At 68.6% G+C, this 17,904-nt stretch carries 18 protein-coding genes; 11 read left to right on the top strand and 7 right to left on the bottom strand.

All coding sequences use genetic code 11. The features are described 5' to 3' along the window. Positions 1-35: 35 nt before the first annotated feature. Positions 36-2,381 (bottom strand): amylo-alpha-1,6-glucosidase, encoded by a 2,346-nt coding sequence (locus ACYCO6_RS24560; RefSeq protein WP_459764187.1) that lies wholly within the window; start codon positions 2,379-2,381, stop codon positions 36-38. 164 nt (positions 2,382-2,545) lie between these two features. Continuing rightward, on the bottom strand, positions 2,546-3,676 hold the full coding sequence (locus ACYCO6_RS24565) for a glycosyltransferase family 4 protein (RefSeq protein ID WP_459764189.1): 1,131 nt from the start codon (positions 3,674-3,676) through the stop codon (positions 2,546-2,548). Positions 3,677-4,058: 382 nt separating this feature from the next. Here ACYCO6_RS24565 and rpmI point away from each other — a divergent pair, with 382 nt between their 5' ends. From rpmI to ACYCO6_RS24590, 5 genes are all read left to right on the top strand, one after another. Further along, a complete protein-coding gene (gene rpmI, locus ACYCO6_RS24570) occupies positions 4,059-4,262 on the top strand; it encodes a 50S ribosomal protein L35 (protein WP_007561407.1) in 204 nt (67 codons plus the stop codon). Positions 4,263-4,313: 51 nt separating this feature from the next. Beyond that, positions 4,314-4,691: a 50S ribosomal protein L20 gene (gene rplT / locus ACYCO6_RS24575; protein ID WP_010682315.1), complete on the top strand. Its 378-nt coding sequence runs from the start codon at positions 4,314-4,316 to the stop codon at positions 4,689-4,691. 156 nt (positions 4,692-4,847) lie between these two features. Then, positions 4,848-5,930: a phenylalanine--tRNA ligase subunit alpha gene (gene pheS, locus ACYCO6_RS24580; protein ID WP_459764192.1), complete on the top strand. Its 1,083-nt coding sequence runs from the start codon at positions 4,848-4,850 to the stop codon at positions 5,928-5,930. A 99-nt stretch (positions 5,931-6,029) separates the two neighbouring features. After that, positions 6,030-8,450: a phenylalanine--tRNA ligase subunit beta gene (gene pheT, locus ACYCO6_RS24585; RefSeq protein ID WP_459764194.1), complete on the top strand. Its 2,421-nt coding sequence runs from the start codon at positions 6,030-6,032 to the stop codon at positions 8,448-8,450. 10 nt (positions 8,451-8,460) lie between these two features. Further along, on the top strand, positions 8,461-9,342 hold the full coding sequence (locus ACYCO6_RS24590) for a DUF1186 domain-containing protein (protein ID WP_459764196.1): 882 nt from the start codon (positions 8,461-8,463) through the stop codon (positions 9,340-9,342). Here the strand turns inward: ACYCO6_RS24590 and ACYCO6_RS24595 are convergent. The 3 genes from ACYCO6_RS24595 to ACYCO6_RS24605 all read right to left on the bottom strand — a co-directional run bounded on the left by ACYCO6_RS24595 (position 9,331) and on the right by ACYCO6_RS24605 (position 12,353). After that, a complete protein-coding gene (locus ACYCO6_RS24595) occupies positions 9,331-10,116 on the bottom strand; it encodes a HesA/MoeB/ThiF family protein (RefSeq protein ID WP_459764198.1) in 786 nt (261 codons plus the stop codon). The two genes, ACYCO6_RS24590 and ACYCO6_RS24595, sit on opposite strands and share 12 nt — an antisense overlap. A 99-nt stretch (positions 10,117-10,215) precedes the next feature. After that, a complete protein-coding gene (gene infC / locus ACYCO6_RS24600) occupies positions 10,216-10,737 on the bottom strand; it encodes a translation initiation factor IF-3 (protein WP_459764200.1) in 522 nt (173 codons plus the stop codon). A 329-nt stretch (positions 10,738-11,066) separates the two neighbouring features. Next, complete coding sequence (locus tag ACYCO6_RS24605) at positions 11,067-12,353, bottom strand: glycosyltransferase (RefSeq protein WP_459764202.1); 1,287 nt, start codon at positions 12,351-12,353, stop codon at positions 11,067-11,069. 107 nt (positions 12,354-12,460) lie between these two features. On the opposite strand from ACYCO6_RS24605, the gene ACYCO6_RS24610 reads away from it, so the two are divergent. Then, positions 12,461-13,228, top strand: a complete 768-nt coding sequence (locus ACYCO6_RS24610) for an alpha/beta hydrolase (RefSeq protein WP_459764204.1) — start codon at positions 12,461-12,463, stop codon at positions 13,226-13,228. 19 nt (positions 13,229-13,247) lie between these two features. Here the strand turns inward: ACYCO6_RS24610 and ACYCO6_RS24615 are convergent, their stop codons facing one another. Further along, positions 13,248-13,532, bottom strand: coding sequence for a BQ00720 family protein (locus ACYCO6_RS24615; RefSeq protein ID WP_459764206.1), 285 nt, complete (start codon positions 13,530-13,532; stop codon positions 13,248-13,250). Positions 13,533-13,629: 97 nt separating this feature from the next. Beyond that, positions 13,630-14,058 carry an Hsp20 family protein gene (locus ACYCO6_RS24620; RefSeq protein WP_459764208.1) on the bottom strand — a complete coding sequence of 143 codons (429 nt, stop codon included), beginning with the start codon at positions 14,056-14,058 and terminating at the stop codon, positions 13,630-13,632. A 413-nt stretch (positions 14,059-14,471) separates the two neighbouring features. Here ACYCO6_RS24620 and ACYCO6_RS24625 point away from each other — a divergent pair, with 413 nt between their 5' ends. The 5 genes from ACYCO6_RS24625 to ACYCO6_RS24645 all read left to right on the top strand — a co-directional run bounded on the left by ACYCO6_RS24625 (position 14,472) and on the right by ACYCO6_RS24645 (position 17,863). Continuing rightward, on the top strand, positions 14,472-14,963 hold the full coding sequence (locus tag ACYCO6_RS24625; protein ID WP_459764210.1) for a hypothetical protein: 492 nt from the start codon (positions 14,472-14,474) through the stop codon (positions 14,961-14,963). Between the two features lie 76 nt (positions 14,964-15,039). Next, positions 15,040-15,516 (top strand): Tat pathway signal protein, encoded by a 477-nt coding sequence (locus ACYCO6_RS24630; protein WP_459764212.1) that lies wholly within the window; start codon positions 15,040-15,042, stop codon positions 15,514-15,516. 132 nt (positions 15,517-15,648) lie between these two features. Further along, positions 15,649-16,338 carry a MotA/TolQ/ExbB proton channel family protein gene (locus ACYCO6_RS24635; RefSeq protein ID WP_459764214.1) on the top strand — a complete coding sequence of 230 codons (690 nt, stop codon included), beginning with the start codon at positions 15,649-15,651 and terminating at the stop codon, positions 16,336-16,338. A 54-nt stretch (positions 16,339-16,392) separates the two neighbouring features. Next, complete coding sequence (locus ACYCO6_RS24640) at positions 16,393-16,863, top strand: ExbD/TolR family protein (protein WP_459764216.1); 471 nt, start codon at positions 16,393-16,395, stop codon at positions 16,861-16,863. A gap of 4 nt (positions 16,864-16,867) precedes the next feature. Next, the gene (locus ACYCO6_RS24645; protein ID WP_459764218.1) at positions 16,868-17,863 is read left to right on the top strand and encodes an energy transducer TonB family protein; all 996 of its coding nucleotides are present in this window, start codon (positions 16,868-16,870) and stop codon (positions 17,861-17,863) included. Positions 17,864-17,904: the final 41 nt, after the last annotated feature.

The raw sequence follows: 17,904 nt of genomic DNA on the forward strand, positions 1-17,904 counted from the left end.
CCGCTTAACCCAAAGCGGGCCGCCTCGTGCAGCCCCTACTTGGTGACCACGACCTGCACGTCGCCGTGGCGGCGCTGCACCGACACGGTGACGTCGTCGTCGTAGCGCTGGAACCGGATGTCCAGGCGCGAGGAGCCGAGCTTGACATTGTACAGCGTCACGCCGTCCAGGAAGCCCGGCAGGATCGGGTTCTTGAGCCGGACACGGTTACGGTCGTGGTCCAGTTCAAGGCCCAGGCAGGCGGCGAGGAAGGCGAAGGGCGCCGCCGCCGCCCAGGCCTGCGGGCTGCACGCCACGGGATACGACACGGGCCCGCGCTGGCGCCGACGCATGAAGCCGCAGAACAGCTCCGGCAGCCGCTTCTGGTCCTGGTAGAGCGAGGTGTCGAACATCCCCTGGAAGATGCGCGCGGCCTCGTGCTTGCGGTCGTAGCGGGCCAGGCCCATCGCGATCAGCGCGTTGTCGTGCGGCCAGATCGAGCCGTTATGGTAGGACATCGGATTGTAGCGCGCCTCACCCTTGGCGATCGTGCGCACGCCCCAGCCGTTGAACCCATCATTGCACAGGAGCGTCTCGGCGACCCGCGCCGCACGCTCCGGCTTGGCGATGCCGGTGAACAGAGCATGCCCCGCATTCGAGGAGCGCACCGCGCATTGCTTCTTGGCCCCGTCGAGAGCCAGCGCGTAGGTTCCGATCTCCTCGTTCCAGAAGGCCGCGTCGAACCGCTCGCGCAGGGTCGCCGCCTCTTGGGTCAGGCGCTCGGCCATCGGGTCATGCCCCAGCAGGGCCGCGAGCTTGGCCATGCCGTTCTTGGCGGCGTAGACGTAGCCCTGCACCTCGCACAGGGCGATCGGCCCCTTGGCCAGATGGCCGTCGGCGTGGAAGATCGAATCGTGACTGTCCTTCCAGCCCTGGTTCTCCAAACCCTTATCGGTGTCACGGGCGTACTCGACGAAGCCATCACCGTCGCGGTCGCCGTACCGGTCCATCCACTCGAGACCGAGTTCCAGCGCCGGCCAGATTGCCCGGACGGTCTCCAGGTCACCGGTGACCGCGTAGTATTCCCAGGCCAGCATCACGAATAGTGGCGTGCCGTCGATCGTGCCGTAATAGTGGCGGAACGGCACCTCGCCCAGCATCGCCATCTCGCCGCGGCGTGTCTCGTGGAGAACCTTGCCGGGCTGCGCGTCGGCGGCCGGATCGACGGCCTTGGCCTGCGTCGACGCAAGATAGCGCAGAACGCCGCGCGCGAATTTCGGGTCGATCCAGAGCGCCATCATCGCCGTGATGATGCCGTCGCGGCCGAACACCGTGGAGTACCAGGGGATTCCGGCGAAGGGGTAGATACCCTCCGGGGTGCGGCTCGCCAGCATGTAGAGGTCCGCGGTGGCGCGGCACAGACCCTCGTTGAACTGGTCGTTCGACGAGATGATCGTGGTGATGCCCGCCGTCAGCGTTCGGAGGTCGCGGCGCGAGTCGCGGTAGGCGCGGGCAAAGATCGTTCCCTCGTCGAGGCCCTTCGGCTCGCGCCGCGCGCCGCCGGCATTGGCCGCGAGTGTCAGCTTGGCCGCCGCATCCTCCCCGACCAGAGATTCCGTGGGCGGCTTGGTGAAAGCGCGGTGCGCCTCGAAGGTCACGCGGATGAAAAGCGAGGCGCGTCCCCCCGGCGGCAGGGACACGTCGAAGGCCACGCGACCGGGCTCGAGCAGATCCGGCTTCGGGCCGAAATGCAGCGCCGTCGTCCGCACGATCTCGTCGAGACCGACATAGCGGAACTGAACCTCACGGTCGCTTGCCACCAAGATGCCGCGCTTGCCGCGCTGCTCGCGGTCGGTGCCGCGCACCTCGAACAGATCTCGGAAATCGGCGTCGAAGGTGATGGCGATGCGCAGGCGTCGGTGCTTCGAATCGAAGGAGCGCAGCCCAATCCGGTCGTAGCAGGCACCGCGGAACAGGAATTTGGTGCGCTCGATCGCGATCGTCTCACGGGGGATCGAGGTCTCGTCGTGGGCATCGAGGCGGATGTCGGGCGTCGTCATGTCGACGCTGAGCGCGCCGTTGTCGTCCTGCATGACGGACGAGAGCATGAGAGGACGCTGGCCCTCCACGGTCAGTTCGAGGCGCGAGAGGTAGCGCGTATCCTGGAAGTAGAGGCCCTCCGGACCGGGCTGAACGCCGATATCGCCGTAGGAATCGAGGACGCCGAAGGCCTCGCCGAATTTCAGCGAGCGCAGGGGCCGCTCCACTAGGGAGGTCTGCGCCTCGATATGATAGGGCGGGAGCACATCGTCCGCGTCCTGAAAACCGTGCGCCACGGTTCTGGCGCTCGCCTGGGTCCGGGCGGTCGCATCGTGGGCCGCTGCCGTGTAGTCCGCCGCCATGCAGGGCATCTCCGGGTGCGTGTATGAGGTGCGAATCGAGAAGGCCGCCGCATCACCTCTGATGCGGCGGCCCCTGTTCACTCACGGATGAGTCGCCTTTAAGACGCTAGGCCCGTCCGGGCCTGCCTCGCAAGCCCGGTGCCGTATTTCAGACCGTGCCGACCTCAGGCCGGCATGGCGGCGACCTGGATCGCCGGCCGCGCCGAGCCGTTCACCTCGCCGTACTGCGCCTTGAAGCCCGACTTCGGCAGCTTGATCACGTCGGCGCTGCGGGCAAGCAGTTCCTCGTAGGCGGCGACGTACTTCTTGACCATGCACTCGGCAGTGAAGGCGCTCTCGAAGTGCCGGCGCACACCGGCGCGGCTCATGGCCTTCACCTTGGCGACCGCGGCCACGGCCTCGTCCATGGACTCGCAGAGCACGCCGCCGACGCCGTCCTTGATCACCTCCGGCACGGAGCCGTTGCGGAACGCGATCACCGGCGTGCCGGCCGACATCGCCTCGATCATCACGAGGCCGAAGGGCTCCGGCCAGTCGATCGGGAAGGCGAGCGCCAGGGCGTTGCCGAGGAAGTCCTTCTTCTGCTCCTCGTTGATCTCGCCGATGTACTCGACCAGCGGGTGGTGGATCATCGGCTCGATGACCTCATCCCAGTAATCCTGGTCGGCCTTATCGACCTTCGCGGCGATCTTGAGCGGCGTGCCGGAGCGGATCGCCATCTCGATGGCGCGATCCGGGCGCTTCTCCGGCGAGATCCGGCCGAGGAAGGCGAGATAGCCGCCCTTGGCCTCCGGATAGTAGGGGCAGTTCTCGGCCGGAAGGCCGTGATGGATCGTCGCCAGCCAATTGGATGTCGGCGGCATCGGCAGGCGCTGGTTGTCGGAGATCGAGACCAGCGGCATGCCCGTGAAGGTGCGGTAGACCGGCATGAAGTCCGGCACGTCGAGGCGGCCATGCATCGTGGTGATGCACTTGTGGTTCAGATCCTCGAACATCGGGTACTGAAGGAGATCGATGTGGAAGTGCAGGATATCGAACTCGTGAGCGCGGCGATGCACCTGATGCAGCATCGCCAGATGGCTGGCGGTGTGATCCCGGTAGCCGAGCAGGCGCAGGCCCTCGGGCGTGCAGGCCGCGAGCTTCGCGGAGGTCTGAGAGTCGCCGCTGGCGAACAGGGTCACATCATGGCCCTGGCGGACCAGTTCTTCTGTGATCCAGCTGACGACGCGCTCGGTGCCACCGTAGAACTTCGGAGGAACGGCCTCCGACAACGGAGCAATCTGGGCAATGCGCACGAAGTGTCTCCTGGTTGGCCGAATTTGACGGGGGGTCTAACCCTGCCGGCCTGAGCGGGACATGAATGAAACGGACGGCCAAGGTTATGGTTCCTGGCGGCTCCGGCTGTCGCCGACCGTTTTGTGCGGCGCGCAATCTGTCCCCGAATTCCTCCGAATCACCCGGCCCGGCTTTGCGGTGGCGTCCACCCGGACCTAACGGGTTCGACCGCGAAGGCGTTGCCGTCGCGTCGGCTTTCTGTCATAAGCCGGCCCGCGTCGAACCGCCCGGCCGATAGGGCTGCCGTGGCGGCTCGTGCTGCTCCACCAGAAGCATCAGCGCGCGATTCTCCTCCGACCCTCGTGGGACGGCCTGACGGAGTTTCGTGCAACGGAGAGCCAAATGCCCAAGCTGAAGACGAAATCGGGCGCCAAGAAGCGCTTCAAGATCACCGGCACCGGCAAGGTGATGTACGCCCAGGCCGGCAAGCGCCACGGGATGATCAAGCGGACGACCAAGCAGATCCGCAACCTGCGCGGCACCACGACCCTGTTCGAGGGCGATGCCGCCAACGTGAAGAAGTACTTCCTGCCGAACGCGCGGTAAGTTTTTCGACACCCGTTGCCACTGTCTTTCGTCGAATCCAGGAGATAACCGATGGCCCGCGTCAAGCGCGGCGTGACCAGTCACGCGAAGCACAAGAAAGTTCTGAAGGCCGCCAAGGGCTATTACGGCCGGCGCAAGAATACGATCCGCATCGCCAAGCAGGCGGTGGAAAAGGGTCTGCAGTACGCCTACCGCGACCGCAAGAACAAGAAGCGCACGTTCCGCGCCCTCTGGATCCAGCGCCTCAACGCGGCGGTCCGCGAGCACGGCCTGACCTATTCGCGCTTCATCGACGGTCTCGCCAAGTCCGGCATCGTCGTAGACCGCAAGGCGCTGTCGGAGCTGGCGATCCACGAGCCGGCGAGCTTCGCCGCCGTTGTCGAGAAGGCGAAGGCCGCGCTGCCGCAGAACACCGCCAAGGCTGCCTGATCCAGGCCCGAGGCGAGACGGACGGAAGGCGCGGCTCCCCTGGGAGCCGCGCCTTCGTCGTTTACGAGGTCCCGCGCCCCGCGCTTGCGTGCGGGCGCACAACGCGCGAGAGCACGCCGCGACGGCCGACTCCGCCAACCCTGCCCGAAGACAGCGATGACCGATCTCGACACCCTCGAACGCGACCTCCTGGCCCAGGTGAGCGCGGCGTCCGACGAGGCGGCCCTCGACGCGGTCCGCGTCGCCGCGCTCGGCAAGAAGGGCAGCGTCTCGGACCTGCTGAAGACCTTGGGCTCCATGACGCCCGAGGAGCGCAAGGAGCGGGGACCACTGATCAACGGCCTGCGCGACCGGGTCCAGGGCGCCGTCACGGCGCGCAAGTCTGCCCTGGCCGAAGCCGCCCTGGAGGCCCGCCTAGCCTCCGAGCGGGTCGACGTGACGCTGCCGATCCGCGAGGCGCCGGAGGTCCGCGGCCGCATCCACCCGATCTCCCAGGTCATCGACGAGATCACCGCGATCTTCGCCGATATGGGCTTCGCGGTCGCCGAGGGACCGGATATCGAGACGGACGAGCTGAACTTCACCGCCCTCAACTTCCCGCCCGGCCATCCGGCCCGCGAGATGCACGACACCTTCTTCCTGGCGCCCGACAGGGACGGCAAGCGCAAGGTGCTGCGCACGCACACCTCGCCCGTGCAGGTGCGGACGATGCGGGCGCAAGAGCCGCCGATCCGGGTCATCATCCCGGGCCGGACTTACCGGCACGATTCCGACCAGACCCACACGCCGATGTTCCATCAGGTCGAGGGGCTGGTGATCGACAAGACCGCCAACATCGCCAACCTGAAATGGGTGCTGGAGGAGTTCTGCAAGGCGTTCTTCGAGGTGGAGGGCGTGAAGATGCGCTTCCGTCCGTCCTTCTTCCCCTTCACCGAGCCCTCCGCGGAGGTGGACATCCAGTGCTCGCGCAAGGGCGGCGAGATCCGCTTCGGCGAGGGCGACGACTGGCTCGAAATTCTCGGCTGCGGGATGGTGCACCCGAACGTGCTGCGCAACTGCGGCCTCGACCCGGACGCCGTGCAGGGCTTCGCCTTCGGAGTCGGCATCGACCGCATTGCCATGCTCAAATACGGCATGCCGGACCTGCGGCCCTTCTTCGAGGCGGATGTGCGCTGGCTCGACCATTACGGCTTCCGCCTGCTCGACGTGCCGAGCCTCGTGGGCGGCCTCACGGGCTGAGCCGCGTCGGCCTCCACCGCAGTCGTCCGGCTGCGGAGGAGGCCCTGCGATCCTGTTCATCCGACGGTCGAGCCGACGCGCGGCTCTCGAAGGTCCATCATGAAATTTACCCTCTCCTGGCTCAAGGATCACCTCGACACCGAGGCCTCCCTCGACACCATCGCCGAGACGCTGACGCGGATCGGCCTTGAGGTGGAGGGCGTCGAGGACAAGGCCGCCGCGCTCAAGCCCTACGTGATCGCCAAGATTCTGACGGCCGAGCAGCACCCCAATGCCGACCGCCTCCGGGTCTGCACCGTGGACACGGGCGTCGGCGCGCCGGTGCAGGTGGTCTGTGGTGCCCCGAATGCCCGGGCCGGACTCGTCTCGGTCTTCGCGCCGCCGGGCACCTATGTGCCGGGCAAGAACATCACCCTATCGGTCGGCACGATCCGGGGCGTCGAGAGCCGGGGCATGCTGTGCTCGGGCGCGGAACTCGGCCTCGGGGACGACCATGACGGTATCATGGAGCTCCCCATCGATGCGCCGATTGGCCAGGCCTACGCGCTCTACGCCGGGCTCGACGATCCGGTCATCGAGATCAACCTGACGCCGAACCGGCCGGACTGCACCTCGGTCCACGGCATCGCCCGCGACCTCGCCGCCGCCGGCATCGGGTCCCTGAAGCGCGAGACCCTGCCGGGCGTGCGCGGCGAAGGCCCCTGCCCCGTCGGGGTTGAGCTGGCCTTCGAGCCGGCGGACCGGAATCTCTGCCCGCTCTTCGCCCTGCGGCTGGTGCGCGGCGTGAAGAACGGCCCGTCGCCCGCCTGGATGCAGGCCCGGCTGCGTGCCATTGGCCTGCGCCCGATCAACGCGCTGGTCGACATCACCAACTACGTCACCTTCGACCGCGGGCGCCCGCTGCACGTGTTCGATGCTGCCAAGGTGTCGGGCAGCCTCGTCGTGCGGCGTGCGCGGGCGGGCGAGAGCCTCGTGGCGCTCGACGGCCGCACACATACGCTCACCGACGACACCGTGGTGATCGCCGATGCGGCCGGCGTGGAATCCATCGCCGGCATCATAGGCGGCGAGGCATCCGGCTGCGACGCCGGCACCACGGATGTGCTGATCGAATCGGCCCTGTGGGATCCCGCCAACATCGCGCAGTCGGGGCGGCGCCTCGGCATCATCACCGATGCGCGCTACCGGTTCGAGCGCGGTGTCGATCCGGCCTTCACCCTGCCCGGCCTCGATCTGGCGACCCGCTTGGTGATGGATCTCTGCGGCGGCATGCCGAGCCAGGCGCTGATCGCCGGCGAGCCGCCGGAATCCGAGCGGATCATCGACTTCCCCTGGACCGAGGTCCGCCGCCTCGCCGGTCTCGAGCTTCCGCGTGTCGAGATGAAGGTGATCTTGGAGACGCTGGGCTTCCACGTCTCCGGCACCGGCGACCGGGTGAAAGTCCTCACCCCGTCGTGGCGGCCCGACGTGGAGGGCAAGGCCGACCTCGTCGAGGAGATAGTCCGCATCGCCGGGCTCGACCGGGTCGAGCCGAAGCCCCTGCCGCGGCTCGCCGGGATTGGCCGGCCGCTGCTGACGGCGATGCAGAAGCGCACCCGCACCGCGAAGCGCGCCCTGGCGAGCCGCGGGCTGATGGAAGCGGTGACGTGGTCCTTCGTCCCGCACGCGGATGCCGAGCTGTTCGGCGGCGGCGGCGCGGATCTGGTCCTGGCGAACCCCATCGCGTCGGAACTGTCGGACATGCGCCCGAGCCTCCTGCCGGGTCTCCTGCGGGCCGCGCAGCGCAATGCGGACCGCGGCTATCCGGATGCGGCCTTGTTCGAGGTCGGCCAGTGTTTCGCCTCGGACGAGCCTGAGGGTCAGAGCATCCGGGCGGCCGCCGTGCGCCGCGGCAGCGCGACCCTCGCGGGCGCCGGGCGGCACTGGGACGGCTCGACCGGGACGGTCGACGCGTTCGACGCCAAGGCCGACGCCCTCGCTCTGCTGGGCAGCCTCGGTGTGCCGACCGGCGGCCTTCAGGTCACGGCAGGCGGTCCGTCCTGGCTGCATCCGGGCCGCTCGGGTACCCTGCGCTTCGGACCGAAGACCGAGATCGGCTGGTTCGGCGAGGTGCACCCGCGAACCCTGCAGGCCCTCGACCTCAAAGGCACCCTCGTCGCCTTCGAGATCGTGCTCGATGCCCTGCCCCTGCCCAAGTCCAAGCCGACCAAGGCCAAGCCGGCGCTCGCGCTCTCGGAGTTCCAGCCGCTGTCCCGCGACTTCGCCTTCGTGGTCGGCCGCGACGTGCCGGCCGGCGACATCGTGAAGGCCGCCCAGGGGGCGGAGCGCAAGCTCGTCACCGGCGTCGAGGTGTTCGACCTCTACGAGGGGCCGGGCGTGCCGGAAGGCTCGAAGTCGGTGGCGATCGCGGTCCGGCTTCAGCCGGTGGAGCGCACGCTGACCGATGCCGAGATCGAGGCGGTGAGCACCAAGATCGTCACCGAGGTTTCGCGCCGGACGGGTGCGACGCTTCGGGCCTGAGGAGCCCCGCATGGACCGGATCGCCCTGCTCATCGCGGACCTCGCGGCGGCCGAGTACCGGCCGACCGCGGCTTTGCGCGAGGCCCTGCTGCATCCGGCCGCCATCGCCGAAGCGACCCTGCCGCTGCTCGAAGCGGCGGCCGGCCAGCGCGAGCTGAGCCCGGAGGAGACCAACCTCCTCTTCTGGGGCCTGCACGTCATGGCGCATGCCCGGGACACGCGCGCCCTCGCGCCGCTCCTGCGCCTGCTTCGTCAGGATGAGGAAAGCCTCGACGCCGTGCTCGGCGATGCCGTCACGGCGACCCTGGCCAAGGTCCTGGCGAGCCTGTTCGACGGCGATCCCGCGCCGCTCTTCCGGCTGATCCTCGACAGCACGGTCGACGACTACGTCCGCATGGCGCTGCTCTCCGCCTGCACCTTCCTGACCCTCGAGGGCCGGATCGACCGCGCCGCGATGCACGACCTGCTGGTCCGTTTCGATGACGCGAAGGCCGCTGTGGAGGAGGCGCCGGCCTGGATCGCCTGGGAGGAGACGATCGCGCATCTCGGCTTGCGGGACCTCGCGCCCCGGGCAACCGCGGCTCGGGCCGACGGGCGCATCACCGACGAGATCAGCGACGACGCATGGTTCAAGGAGGCTCTGCGCAAGGCGGAAACCAGGCCGGACGATCGGGACCGGCTCGGCCCCTACCAGTATGGCTATCTCGACGACCCGGTCGAAGCGCTCGATTGGACCGTCGAAGGGGCGGGCGAGCCGCAGCGCAATCCGTTCAAAGACGTGGGGCGCAACGATCCCTGCCCCTGCGGTTCGGGCAAGAAGTTCAAGAAATGCTGCCTCGGCAAGGCGGAGGCCGATGGACCGTGGATGCCCCCGGGGCCGCTATTCGGCTGAGGATCCCGTGCCGCTGAGGGGGTTGTCCGGGTCCCAGGCGTAACTCAGCGTCTCGAACCGCATGGCGCGAGCATCGATCATCAGGAGGCGCCCGACGAGGGGGTCGCCGAAGGCCGCCACCGCGCGGATCACCTCCATGGCCATCAGCGAACCCATGACGCCGGCCAGTGCCCCGAGGACGCCCGCCTCCGCGCAGGCCGGCACGCTGCCGGGCGGCGGCGGATTCGGGAACAGGCAGCGATAGGTCGGATTGGGCGTTCCGTCCGGGCCGGTCTCGTGTGCCCGGATCGTGGTGAGCGTTCCGTCGAACCGGCCGAGCGCCGCCGTCACCAGCGGACGCCGCGCGTGGAAGCAGGCGTCGGAGACGGCGTAACGCGTGGCGAAGTTGTCGGAACCGTCCGCGACGAGATCGTAGCCGGAGATCAGGTCGACCGCGTTGTCCGGGGTAATCCGAAACGGGTGCTGGACCACCGCCACGTGTGGGTTGAGGCGGGTCACGGCGTCTGCGGCGCTCTCGACCTTCGGCCGCCCGAGATCCGGCGTGCCGTGGATCACCTGACGCTGGAGATTGGATAGGGAGACCGTATCGTCGTCGACGATGCCGATCGTGCCGATCCCGGCAGCGGCCAGATACTGGATCAGCGGCGCTCCGAGCCCCCCAGCCCCGATGACGAGGACCCGGGCCGCCCTGAGACGAGCCTGGCCGGGTCCGCCGATCTCGGCCAGCACGAGGTGGCGGGCGTAGCGTTCGATCTCTTCCGGAGCGAGGGCCATGCGCAGCCCTTAATCCCCCGCGGCCTTGCACGGAAGCGGCGCGAAACAACAACGCCGCCCCGATCAGGAGGCGGCGTGCTGTTTCGATGCGGACGCCGATCAGCGCGGCGCGAGGATCATGATCATCTGTCGGCCTTCGAGCATCGGCTCGCTCTCGACCTTGGCGATCTCGGCCGTCTCGTTCTTCACGCGCTCCAGGAGCCGCAGGCCGATATCCTGGTGAGCCATCTCACGACCGCGGAAGCGAAGGGTCACCTTGACCTTGTCGCCTTCCTCGAAGAAGCGGTGCACCGACTTCATCTTGGTGTCGTAGTCGTGCTTGTCGATGCCGGGGCGGAGCTTGATCTCCTTGACCTCGACCGTCTTCTGCCGCTTGCGGGCCTCGTTCTGCTTCTTCTGCTCGTTGAAGCGGAAGCGCCCGTAATCGAGCAGCTTGCAGACGGGCGGCACGGAGTTCGGCGCGATCTCAACGAGATCGAGGCCGACTTCCTCGGCAAGGTTGAGGGCGTCGAAGAAGGGAACGACACCGCGGTTCTGCCCGGTATCGTCGATCAGCTGCACTTCCCGCACCCCGCGGATGTCGCGGTTGGCGCGCGGCCCGTCCTTCTGCGGGGCCGGCATGGCTCTCATCGGTCTACGAATGGCTTAGGTCTCCTGCTGCAACGACGAAACGGCGGACCGGACGACCCCCGGGAGGATCTCCTGACCGCCAGCCGTTCCGGTCTCATCCGGACATACAACGTTGGGGGAAGCGCGGCCAGAGTCAACGGCCAACCGAGGCGACGTTCGAAATATTCAGCGTGGCGCGGGCGAGAATCCGTGGAAAGTCCGGACGGCCGATCGGTAGACCGGACGTCCGGCTTCGCGGCGAATCCTCGGATCCGCGCTCGAGGAGTTCACAAAGCGCGAGGCGGGCGACACATCACGGGCGCAGCGATTCGGCGTCCCGCTCAAGGTTGGCGCCTGAGAAGCTCGGCGTAGACCGCGAGCGTATCCCCGACCATCCGCTCCAACGAGAAATGCGCCTCGACATGCGCCCGGCTCCTCCGCGCCAGGGCATCCCGGGCGCTGGCACCCAACGACAGGGCTTCGGTGAGCGCGGTTGCCAGCGCCGCTGCGTCGCCGGGCGGGACGCGCCAGCCGGTGCGCTGGCCGGCGGGCACGTCCGGCGGCGCCAGGACTGTCTCGGGGACCGCCCCGAGATCGGAGACCACGACCGGCGTGCCGAGCGCCTGCGCCTCCACGGCGGAACGTCCGAACGCCTCCGGCTCCACGGAGGGGACCGCCACCGCGGAAGCGGCCCGGAAGGCTGCCGGCATGTCGGTGCAATGGCCGACCCGTCGCACGATGCTGCCCAGTCCGCGCGCCGCGATCAGCGCGTCGAGTTCGCGTTCGTAGGCCGCGCGGCCCTGGGGGTCCCCTGCCAGCACGACGGCGAGGTCGGGGACGCCCCGGTCCCGCATCTGGGCGGCCGCCTCGATCAGCACGCGGTGCCCTTTCCAGGCGGTCAGGCGGGCGGCCAGGAGGATCACCCGCTCGTGCGGCGCCACGTTCCAGGCCCGGCGGAGAGCCTCGACCCGGCCAGCCCCGACGGCGACCGGATTGAAGACGGCGAGGTCCGTGCCGCGGTGGATCACCCGCACCCGGTCCCCCGCCTGCTCGGCATGGAGGCGCTGGATCAGGTCCGCGGTGTAGCGCGAGTTCGCGATCACCACGTCGCCACGGGCCATGACGGAATTGTACAGAACCTTGACGCCGGTCCGCCCGGAATAGCTGCCGTGATAGGTGGTCACGAAAGGTAGCCCGAGGCGCCGCGCCGCGCCGAGCGCCACCCAGGCGGGGGCCCGCGATCGGGCGTGGATGATCTGGACCCCCTCGCGGCGGCAGAGCGCCATGAGTCGCAGGACGTTCACGGCCATCCGTGCCGGATTCTTGGAGGCCGCCGGGAAACGGAGCCAGTGCCCACCCTTCGCCTGGAGTTCCCCGACGAGGCGGCCACCCTCCGTGGCGACCAGGGCGCGCGCCCCGACAGCCGCCAGGGCACCCGCCACGTCGACCGTGGTGCGCTCGGCGCCGCCCGCTTCCAGTTCCGGGATGATCTGGAGGATCCGGGCGCCCACGAGGTCCCCGATCTCGGCCGGGAATCCCGACAGGCCACGGGTCACGCCGGTCGCCCGCGGTCCCTCGGCGAGGACGCGCAGGCCCCCGGCCGGTATCTGCCAAATGCTCGCTGCCATTGCTCCAGCATCGCCGCCGCGCTTTACGGTCCGGTAAACGGAGGTTGAATCCAACCCGGTCAGGGAAGGACTTCTTCCGTTCTGAGACTGGGATATCGGAGAAGACGATGACCGATACAGGCCCCGAGTTCCTGACCGTCGGTGCGGGGGGCGCAGTGCGCCGCATCGCCGTGCAGGTGCGCGACGGCTCCGGACCGCCGGTGGTGTGGCTCGGCGGGTTCCGCTCGGACATGACCGCCACAAAGGCGACCGCCCTGGATTCCTGGGCCGCACAGGCCGGGCGGAAGCTGGTCAGGTTTGACTATGCGGGTCACGGCGCCTCAAGCGGCGCGTTCACGGATTGCACGATCTCCACGTGGCTTGAGGATGCGCAGGCGCTGCTGGCGGCCTATGTCGACGAGGCACCGGTCCTGGTGGGCTCCTCGATGGGCGGCTGGATCGCCTGCCTCGCGGCGCGCGACCGTGCGACCCGGGGCGAGAAAACCGCCGGGCTCGTGCTCATCGCGCCGGCCCTGGATTTCACGGAGGATCTGATCTGGGACCGCCTGAGCGAGGCGGCGCGCGCCATGATGATGCGGGACGGCGTCCTGCGAAAGCCCAGCGATTACGCGCCCGAGCCCGACCCCATCACCCTGAAGCTGATCGAGGATGGGCGCGGAAACCGCCTTCTCGACGGGCCGCTGGTCCCGGGCTGCCCGATTCACATCCTGCAGGGCATGCGCGATACGGACGTGCCTTATACCCACGCCCTCAAGATCCTCACACGGCTGCCGGCGGAAGGGACCGTGCTGACGCTGATCGCCGATGGCGACCACCGCCTGTCGCGACCGCAGGATATCGCGCGGCTCGTCGGGGCGGTGGCCGAGATCGCCTGACCGGCCGATCCGGCCGGGATCAGTGCAGGCTGACAGGCTGCAGATCGTGGGCGAAGGCGTTGGCCAGCACCACGTCGCGGGAATCGGCGAGCATGATGGGCGCGCCGCTCGCCGAGAGCAGGGCGAACAGGTCGAGGCCGGGCGTCAGCTCCGGGGCCTGCGGGAAGAAGCGGCGCACCTCGTCGGACCGGATCGGCCGGACGTAGGCGATATGCCCCTCACCGAGAGCCGCGAGGTCGGCCGGCTTGAAATCGGCCGGGTCGAGATCCGCGGGGGTCAGAGGGGACGGGTTCAGGTCGGTCATCAATGCCCTCCTTGGTGGCAGAGCGTCCACCGCCGGTCCCGGAGGCACCGGCGGCTCCGCACTGATGTGGGGATTGTCGCCGTCCAATCAATCCATCTTAGCCGCGGGCACCAATATCGATCTTGCGCACAATCCGGTCGGGCTCCGGACGGACGAGATCGATCGAGAGAAGACCGTTGGCGAGATCCGCACCCAGCACCTCCATGCCATCGGCGAGAAGGAAGGCGCGCTGAAACTGGCGCGCCGCGATGCCGCGGTGGAGGAAATGCCGCTCGCGCTCGTCCACCTGCCGCCCGCGGACGACGAGCTGGCTCTCCTCCAGCATCACGTCGAGCTGGTCGCGCGTGAATCCGGCTACGGCCAGGGTGATGCGCAGGCGCTCGGGCTCCCGCTCGGTGCGGGGCAGGCGCTCGATGTTGTAGGGTGGATAGCCGTCGTTCGCGGCTTTGGAAACCCGGTCGAGAGCCTGCTCGATCTCGTCGAAACCGAGCAGGAACGGGTGCCCGAAGGGCGAGGATCGAGTCATCGCGGCCGTCATCCAGAAGGCGAGGCCTCCGACCCTGGGACTTGCCGCACCCCTGGGATCTCTGAGCACCTCGGCGATAGGGAGCCCGCACGGGACAGCGCTCCGCCGGGCGGGACGCCTCGGCAAGGCAGAGATATGGCCGAGGGTTCCCGGGCCATCAAGAGAGGCGGCCCGTTTCGTTCGGCAGCCGGCGCGGTCTCCGCCGTTAAGAACAATCGGGACATTTCGGCAATCTGTTCCGGGAACCTTGAGCAAACCCCGGAACGGTCAGGCTTTCCCGTAACAATTTGGAACTGCTCTGATTTTCACGCTGGGCCTTGATCCTGGCCGCGGTCATGGATACTGCCGCGGCTGATCTTCGTCCGTAACCAGCGGATGTTCGCGACCTCCTGCGACGCGAGGCATCGGAGCCCATGAGCGCGCCATCGACACCGTCGGATCATGCGGCGTTGCAGCGCGTCGCCGATGTGTGCCGCGACGAGGCCGACATCCTAGCGTTGTCGGTCGCCCGGTTCGTGGCAGCCGGGTACATGACGAGCGATGTGGCGTGCTGGAACGCAGCCTTCGACGGGGCCGAGCAGCTGCTCGGTGCCGCAGAAGGCAGTCGCTTCGTCGCCTGCGTCGTCGCGATCATCCGGGCGCTGCGAGCGGAACGCGAAGACGACTGGTCCTTCATGCCGGCGAGCTGCTGCCGCGTCACCGGACATGAATGCGCGCTGGTCAACCTGATCAGCCGGGGCCGGCGCCGGCTCTGGACGGATCTGGAGGAGGCGGCCGCGGAGATCACCGGACGCGGGGCGGCGCCGCGCCTGGTGGCTGCGGTCCGTGCGGCGGTCGGGCCGCTCGATGAGGCGGCGGAGCGCCTCGCACCGGCTGCCTGCCCGCACCGTGCGATGCTCCACTGAACTGACGCCGAGCCGATCACTCTGGCGGGAGCGGCTCCCCGTGCCCCACCGTGTCCAACAAGAGGAAACCCCTTCGGTGCTTGCCTTGCGCGTTCCCCTGTACCGCCGGCGAATCGGGCGCATTGCCCTCGATGGTGCGGCCTGCTTCGCGCTCCTCGCGCTCCTGGTGGTCTCTGCTCTGGCGCAGGACGCTTCCGAGAAAGCCGCGCCCCTCAAGCTGCAGCTCAACAAGGTCGAGACTGCGGGTGAGGCGTGCCGGATCACCATGGTGATCGACAATGCCAAGGGCACCGGCCTCAAGTCGTACAAGGTCGATCTTTTCGCCTTCGATACCGATGGGGTCGCGCAGAAGCGCGTCGCCGTCGAGCTCGGCCCGCTTCCGCCGCGCAAGACCACCGTCAAGATCTTCGATTTCCCCGGCATCGCCTGCAACAAGGTCGGCCGGGTCCTTCTAAACGATGTCCTGGCCTGCGACGGCGGTGATGCCGCCCGCGAGGCCTGCCTCGAACGGACTGAGACCGAGTCGAAGGCCGGTATCCCGTTCGACCGCTGATAGGGGTGGTCTGAGAGCCGCCGAGATTGAACCGCCCGGCGGCGAAAGCCGCCGGGCGGCCTGCGGCTTTCGCCGCACCCCGATACGTTGGCGGCGCAGCGCCGCGTGAGACCAGGACGCCAGGAGCCCGCGATGGACCCGACACAAGCCCCGATCGAGGCGGCCCACGATTTCTCGTTCCTCGGCCTGTTCCTGCAGGCCGATCCGATCGTGAAAGGCGTGATGATCCTGCTGGTGATCGCCTCCATCGCCTGCTGGACGGTGGTGTTCGAGAAGATCATCCGGCTCGCAGCGGCCCGTCGTCAGGCGAAAGCGTTCGCCACGCTGGTGCGCTCGGGCGGGAGCCTCGACGGCGAGCATAGAGGTATCGCCGGCCACGTGGTGAAGGCCGCCATCGACGCGTGGCGCGATCAGGATCCCTCCGAGACGCGGGCGGAGCGCCGTGAGCGGATCGAGCGGGCCATGAAGGGAGCCCTCACCCTCGAGGTGAAGCGCCTGCGCACCGGCCTATCGCTGCTGGCGACGTCGGGCTCCACTGCCCCGTTCGTTGGCCTGTTTGGCACCGTCTGGGGCATCATGAACTCGTTCTCATCGATCGCGCGCAGCCAGGACACGTCGCTTGCCGTGGTGGCGCCGGGCATCGCCGAGGCGCTGTTCGCGACCGCGATCGGCCTCGTCGTCGCGATCCCGGCCGTGATGGCCTACAACAAGCTGTCGAGCGACGTCAGCGGCATTCAGAGCACCTTCTCCTCGTACATCTCGGTGTTGGGCAACCGCCTGGCCCGTGATCGCGCCAGCGCCCACCGCGCGGCGGCCGAGTAGCCTCTTCCCGCTCCAGCCCGTACGGGCCGAACGCAACGGAACCGGAGACGCCCGATGGCGATGGGATCCATTCGCACGAGCGACGAGGACGACCTCGACGACCTGCCGATGTCCGACATCAACGTGACCCCGATGGTCGACGTGATGCTCGTCCTGCTGATCATCTTCATGGTCGCCGCCCCGCTGATGACCACCGGCGTGCCGGTGCAGTTGCCGAAGACCGCGGCGCCCAAGGTGGCGCAATCGAAGAAGCCGCAGGAGGTGACGGTGGACAAGGACGGCAACCCGTCCATCGCCAAGCAGGTGTTCACGATGGAGAGCATCGTGCCGCGCCTCCGGGAGATGGCGGCCGCCGACAAGGACCAAGTCATCCTGGTCCGCGGCGACCGGGACGTGCCTTACGGCAAGGTCATGGAGGTGATGGGCATCGTGGGCCAGGCCGGCTTCACCAAGGTGTCGCTGATCGCGCAATCCCCCGGCGGCGCTGCTGCGGCACCCGCCGCCCCCGCAGGGACTGCCCGCTGAACCGATGAGCACCTTCACGTCGACGGATCTCTCGGGGGATCTCGGCGAGCACCGCCCGTCTGGGCTGGTCGCCGCCTTCTTGGTCGCGCTCGTCCTGCACGCCCTCGCCCTGGCCGCGGTGATGTTCCTGCGGCTCGCGCCGCCCGCGCCGCCCGGCGAGCAGCAGATCACCGTGGATCTGGCGCCGCTCATGACCGACGCGCCCACCGAGGCGCCGGCGGAGCAGCAGATGAGCCAGGCGGCGCCCCCTGAGACCAAGCCCGTGGAGGTGCCGCCCGATGAGGCGGTACAACCCCCGCCACCAGCCGAGACGGCCGAGGTGAAGGCGGAGGAGACTCCGGTCACCGAGCCGCCCCCGGAGGCCGTGCCGGTGGAGTCCCAGAGCCAGGTCGTCACCTCTACCTCCGAGGCCGCAGAGCCTTTGGCTCCGCCGCCCGCGGAAGCCGCCAAGACCGAGGAGCCGCCCAAGCCGGTGCCCGATCCCGCCAAGCTCAAAGCTGAGCGGGAGGCCAAGCTGCGCAAGGTGCGCGAGGAGAAGATCCGCGAGCAGAAGCGCGAGGAAGCCCGCCAGGAGCGTCTGGAAGAGATCCGCGAAGCCAAGGCGAAGGCCGCGCGGGAGGCCAAGGCCCGTCAGGCCAAGGCGCAGCAGGGGGCGGAGCGCAGCTCGGCCTCGGCCTCACGCCAGAACGCAGCCGGACGCGCGGCCGCGGGCAGTGATCCGAGCGCCATGCGGCAATGGCAGGGTGCCATCAGCGCCGCGATCCACAGCCGGATGAACCCGAACGCCGCTGCCGGCACAAGCGGCGGAACGGCGGTGGTTCACTTCACCATCTTGCGCTCCGGCGCCGTGACGGGCGCGGGACTCGCCCGCTCAAGCGGCGTCGGCCAGATCGACAGTGCGGCGCTCTCGGCCGTGCGCGGCAGCCTGCCGCCGGCACCGCCCGGGGTGACGCAGTCGAGCCTCGCCATCACGATCCCCCTCAACTATCGCGTGCGCTGAACTCGCCGGCACAACGCCAAGATAATCGGATCGGTATTTTT

The organism is Methylobacterium sp. CM6257 (genome assembly GCF_054611515.1).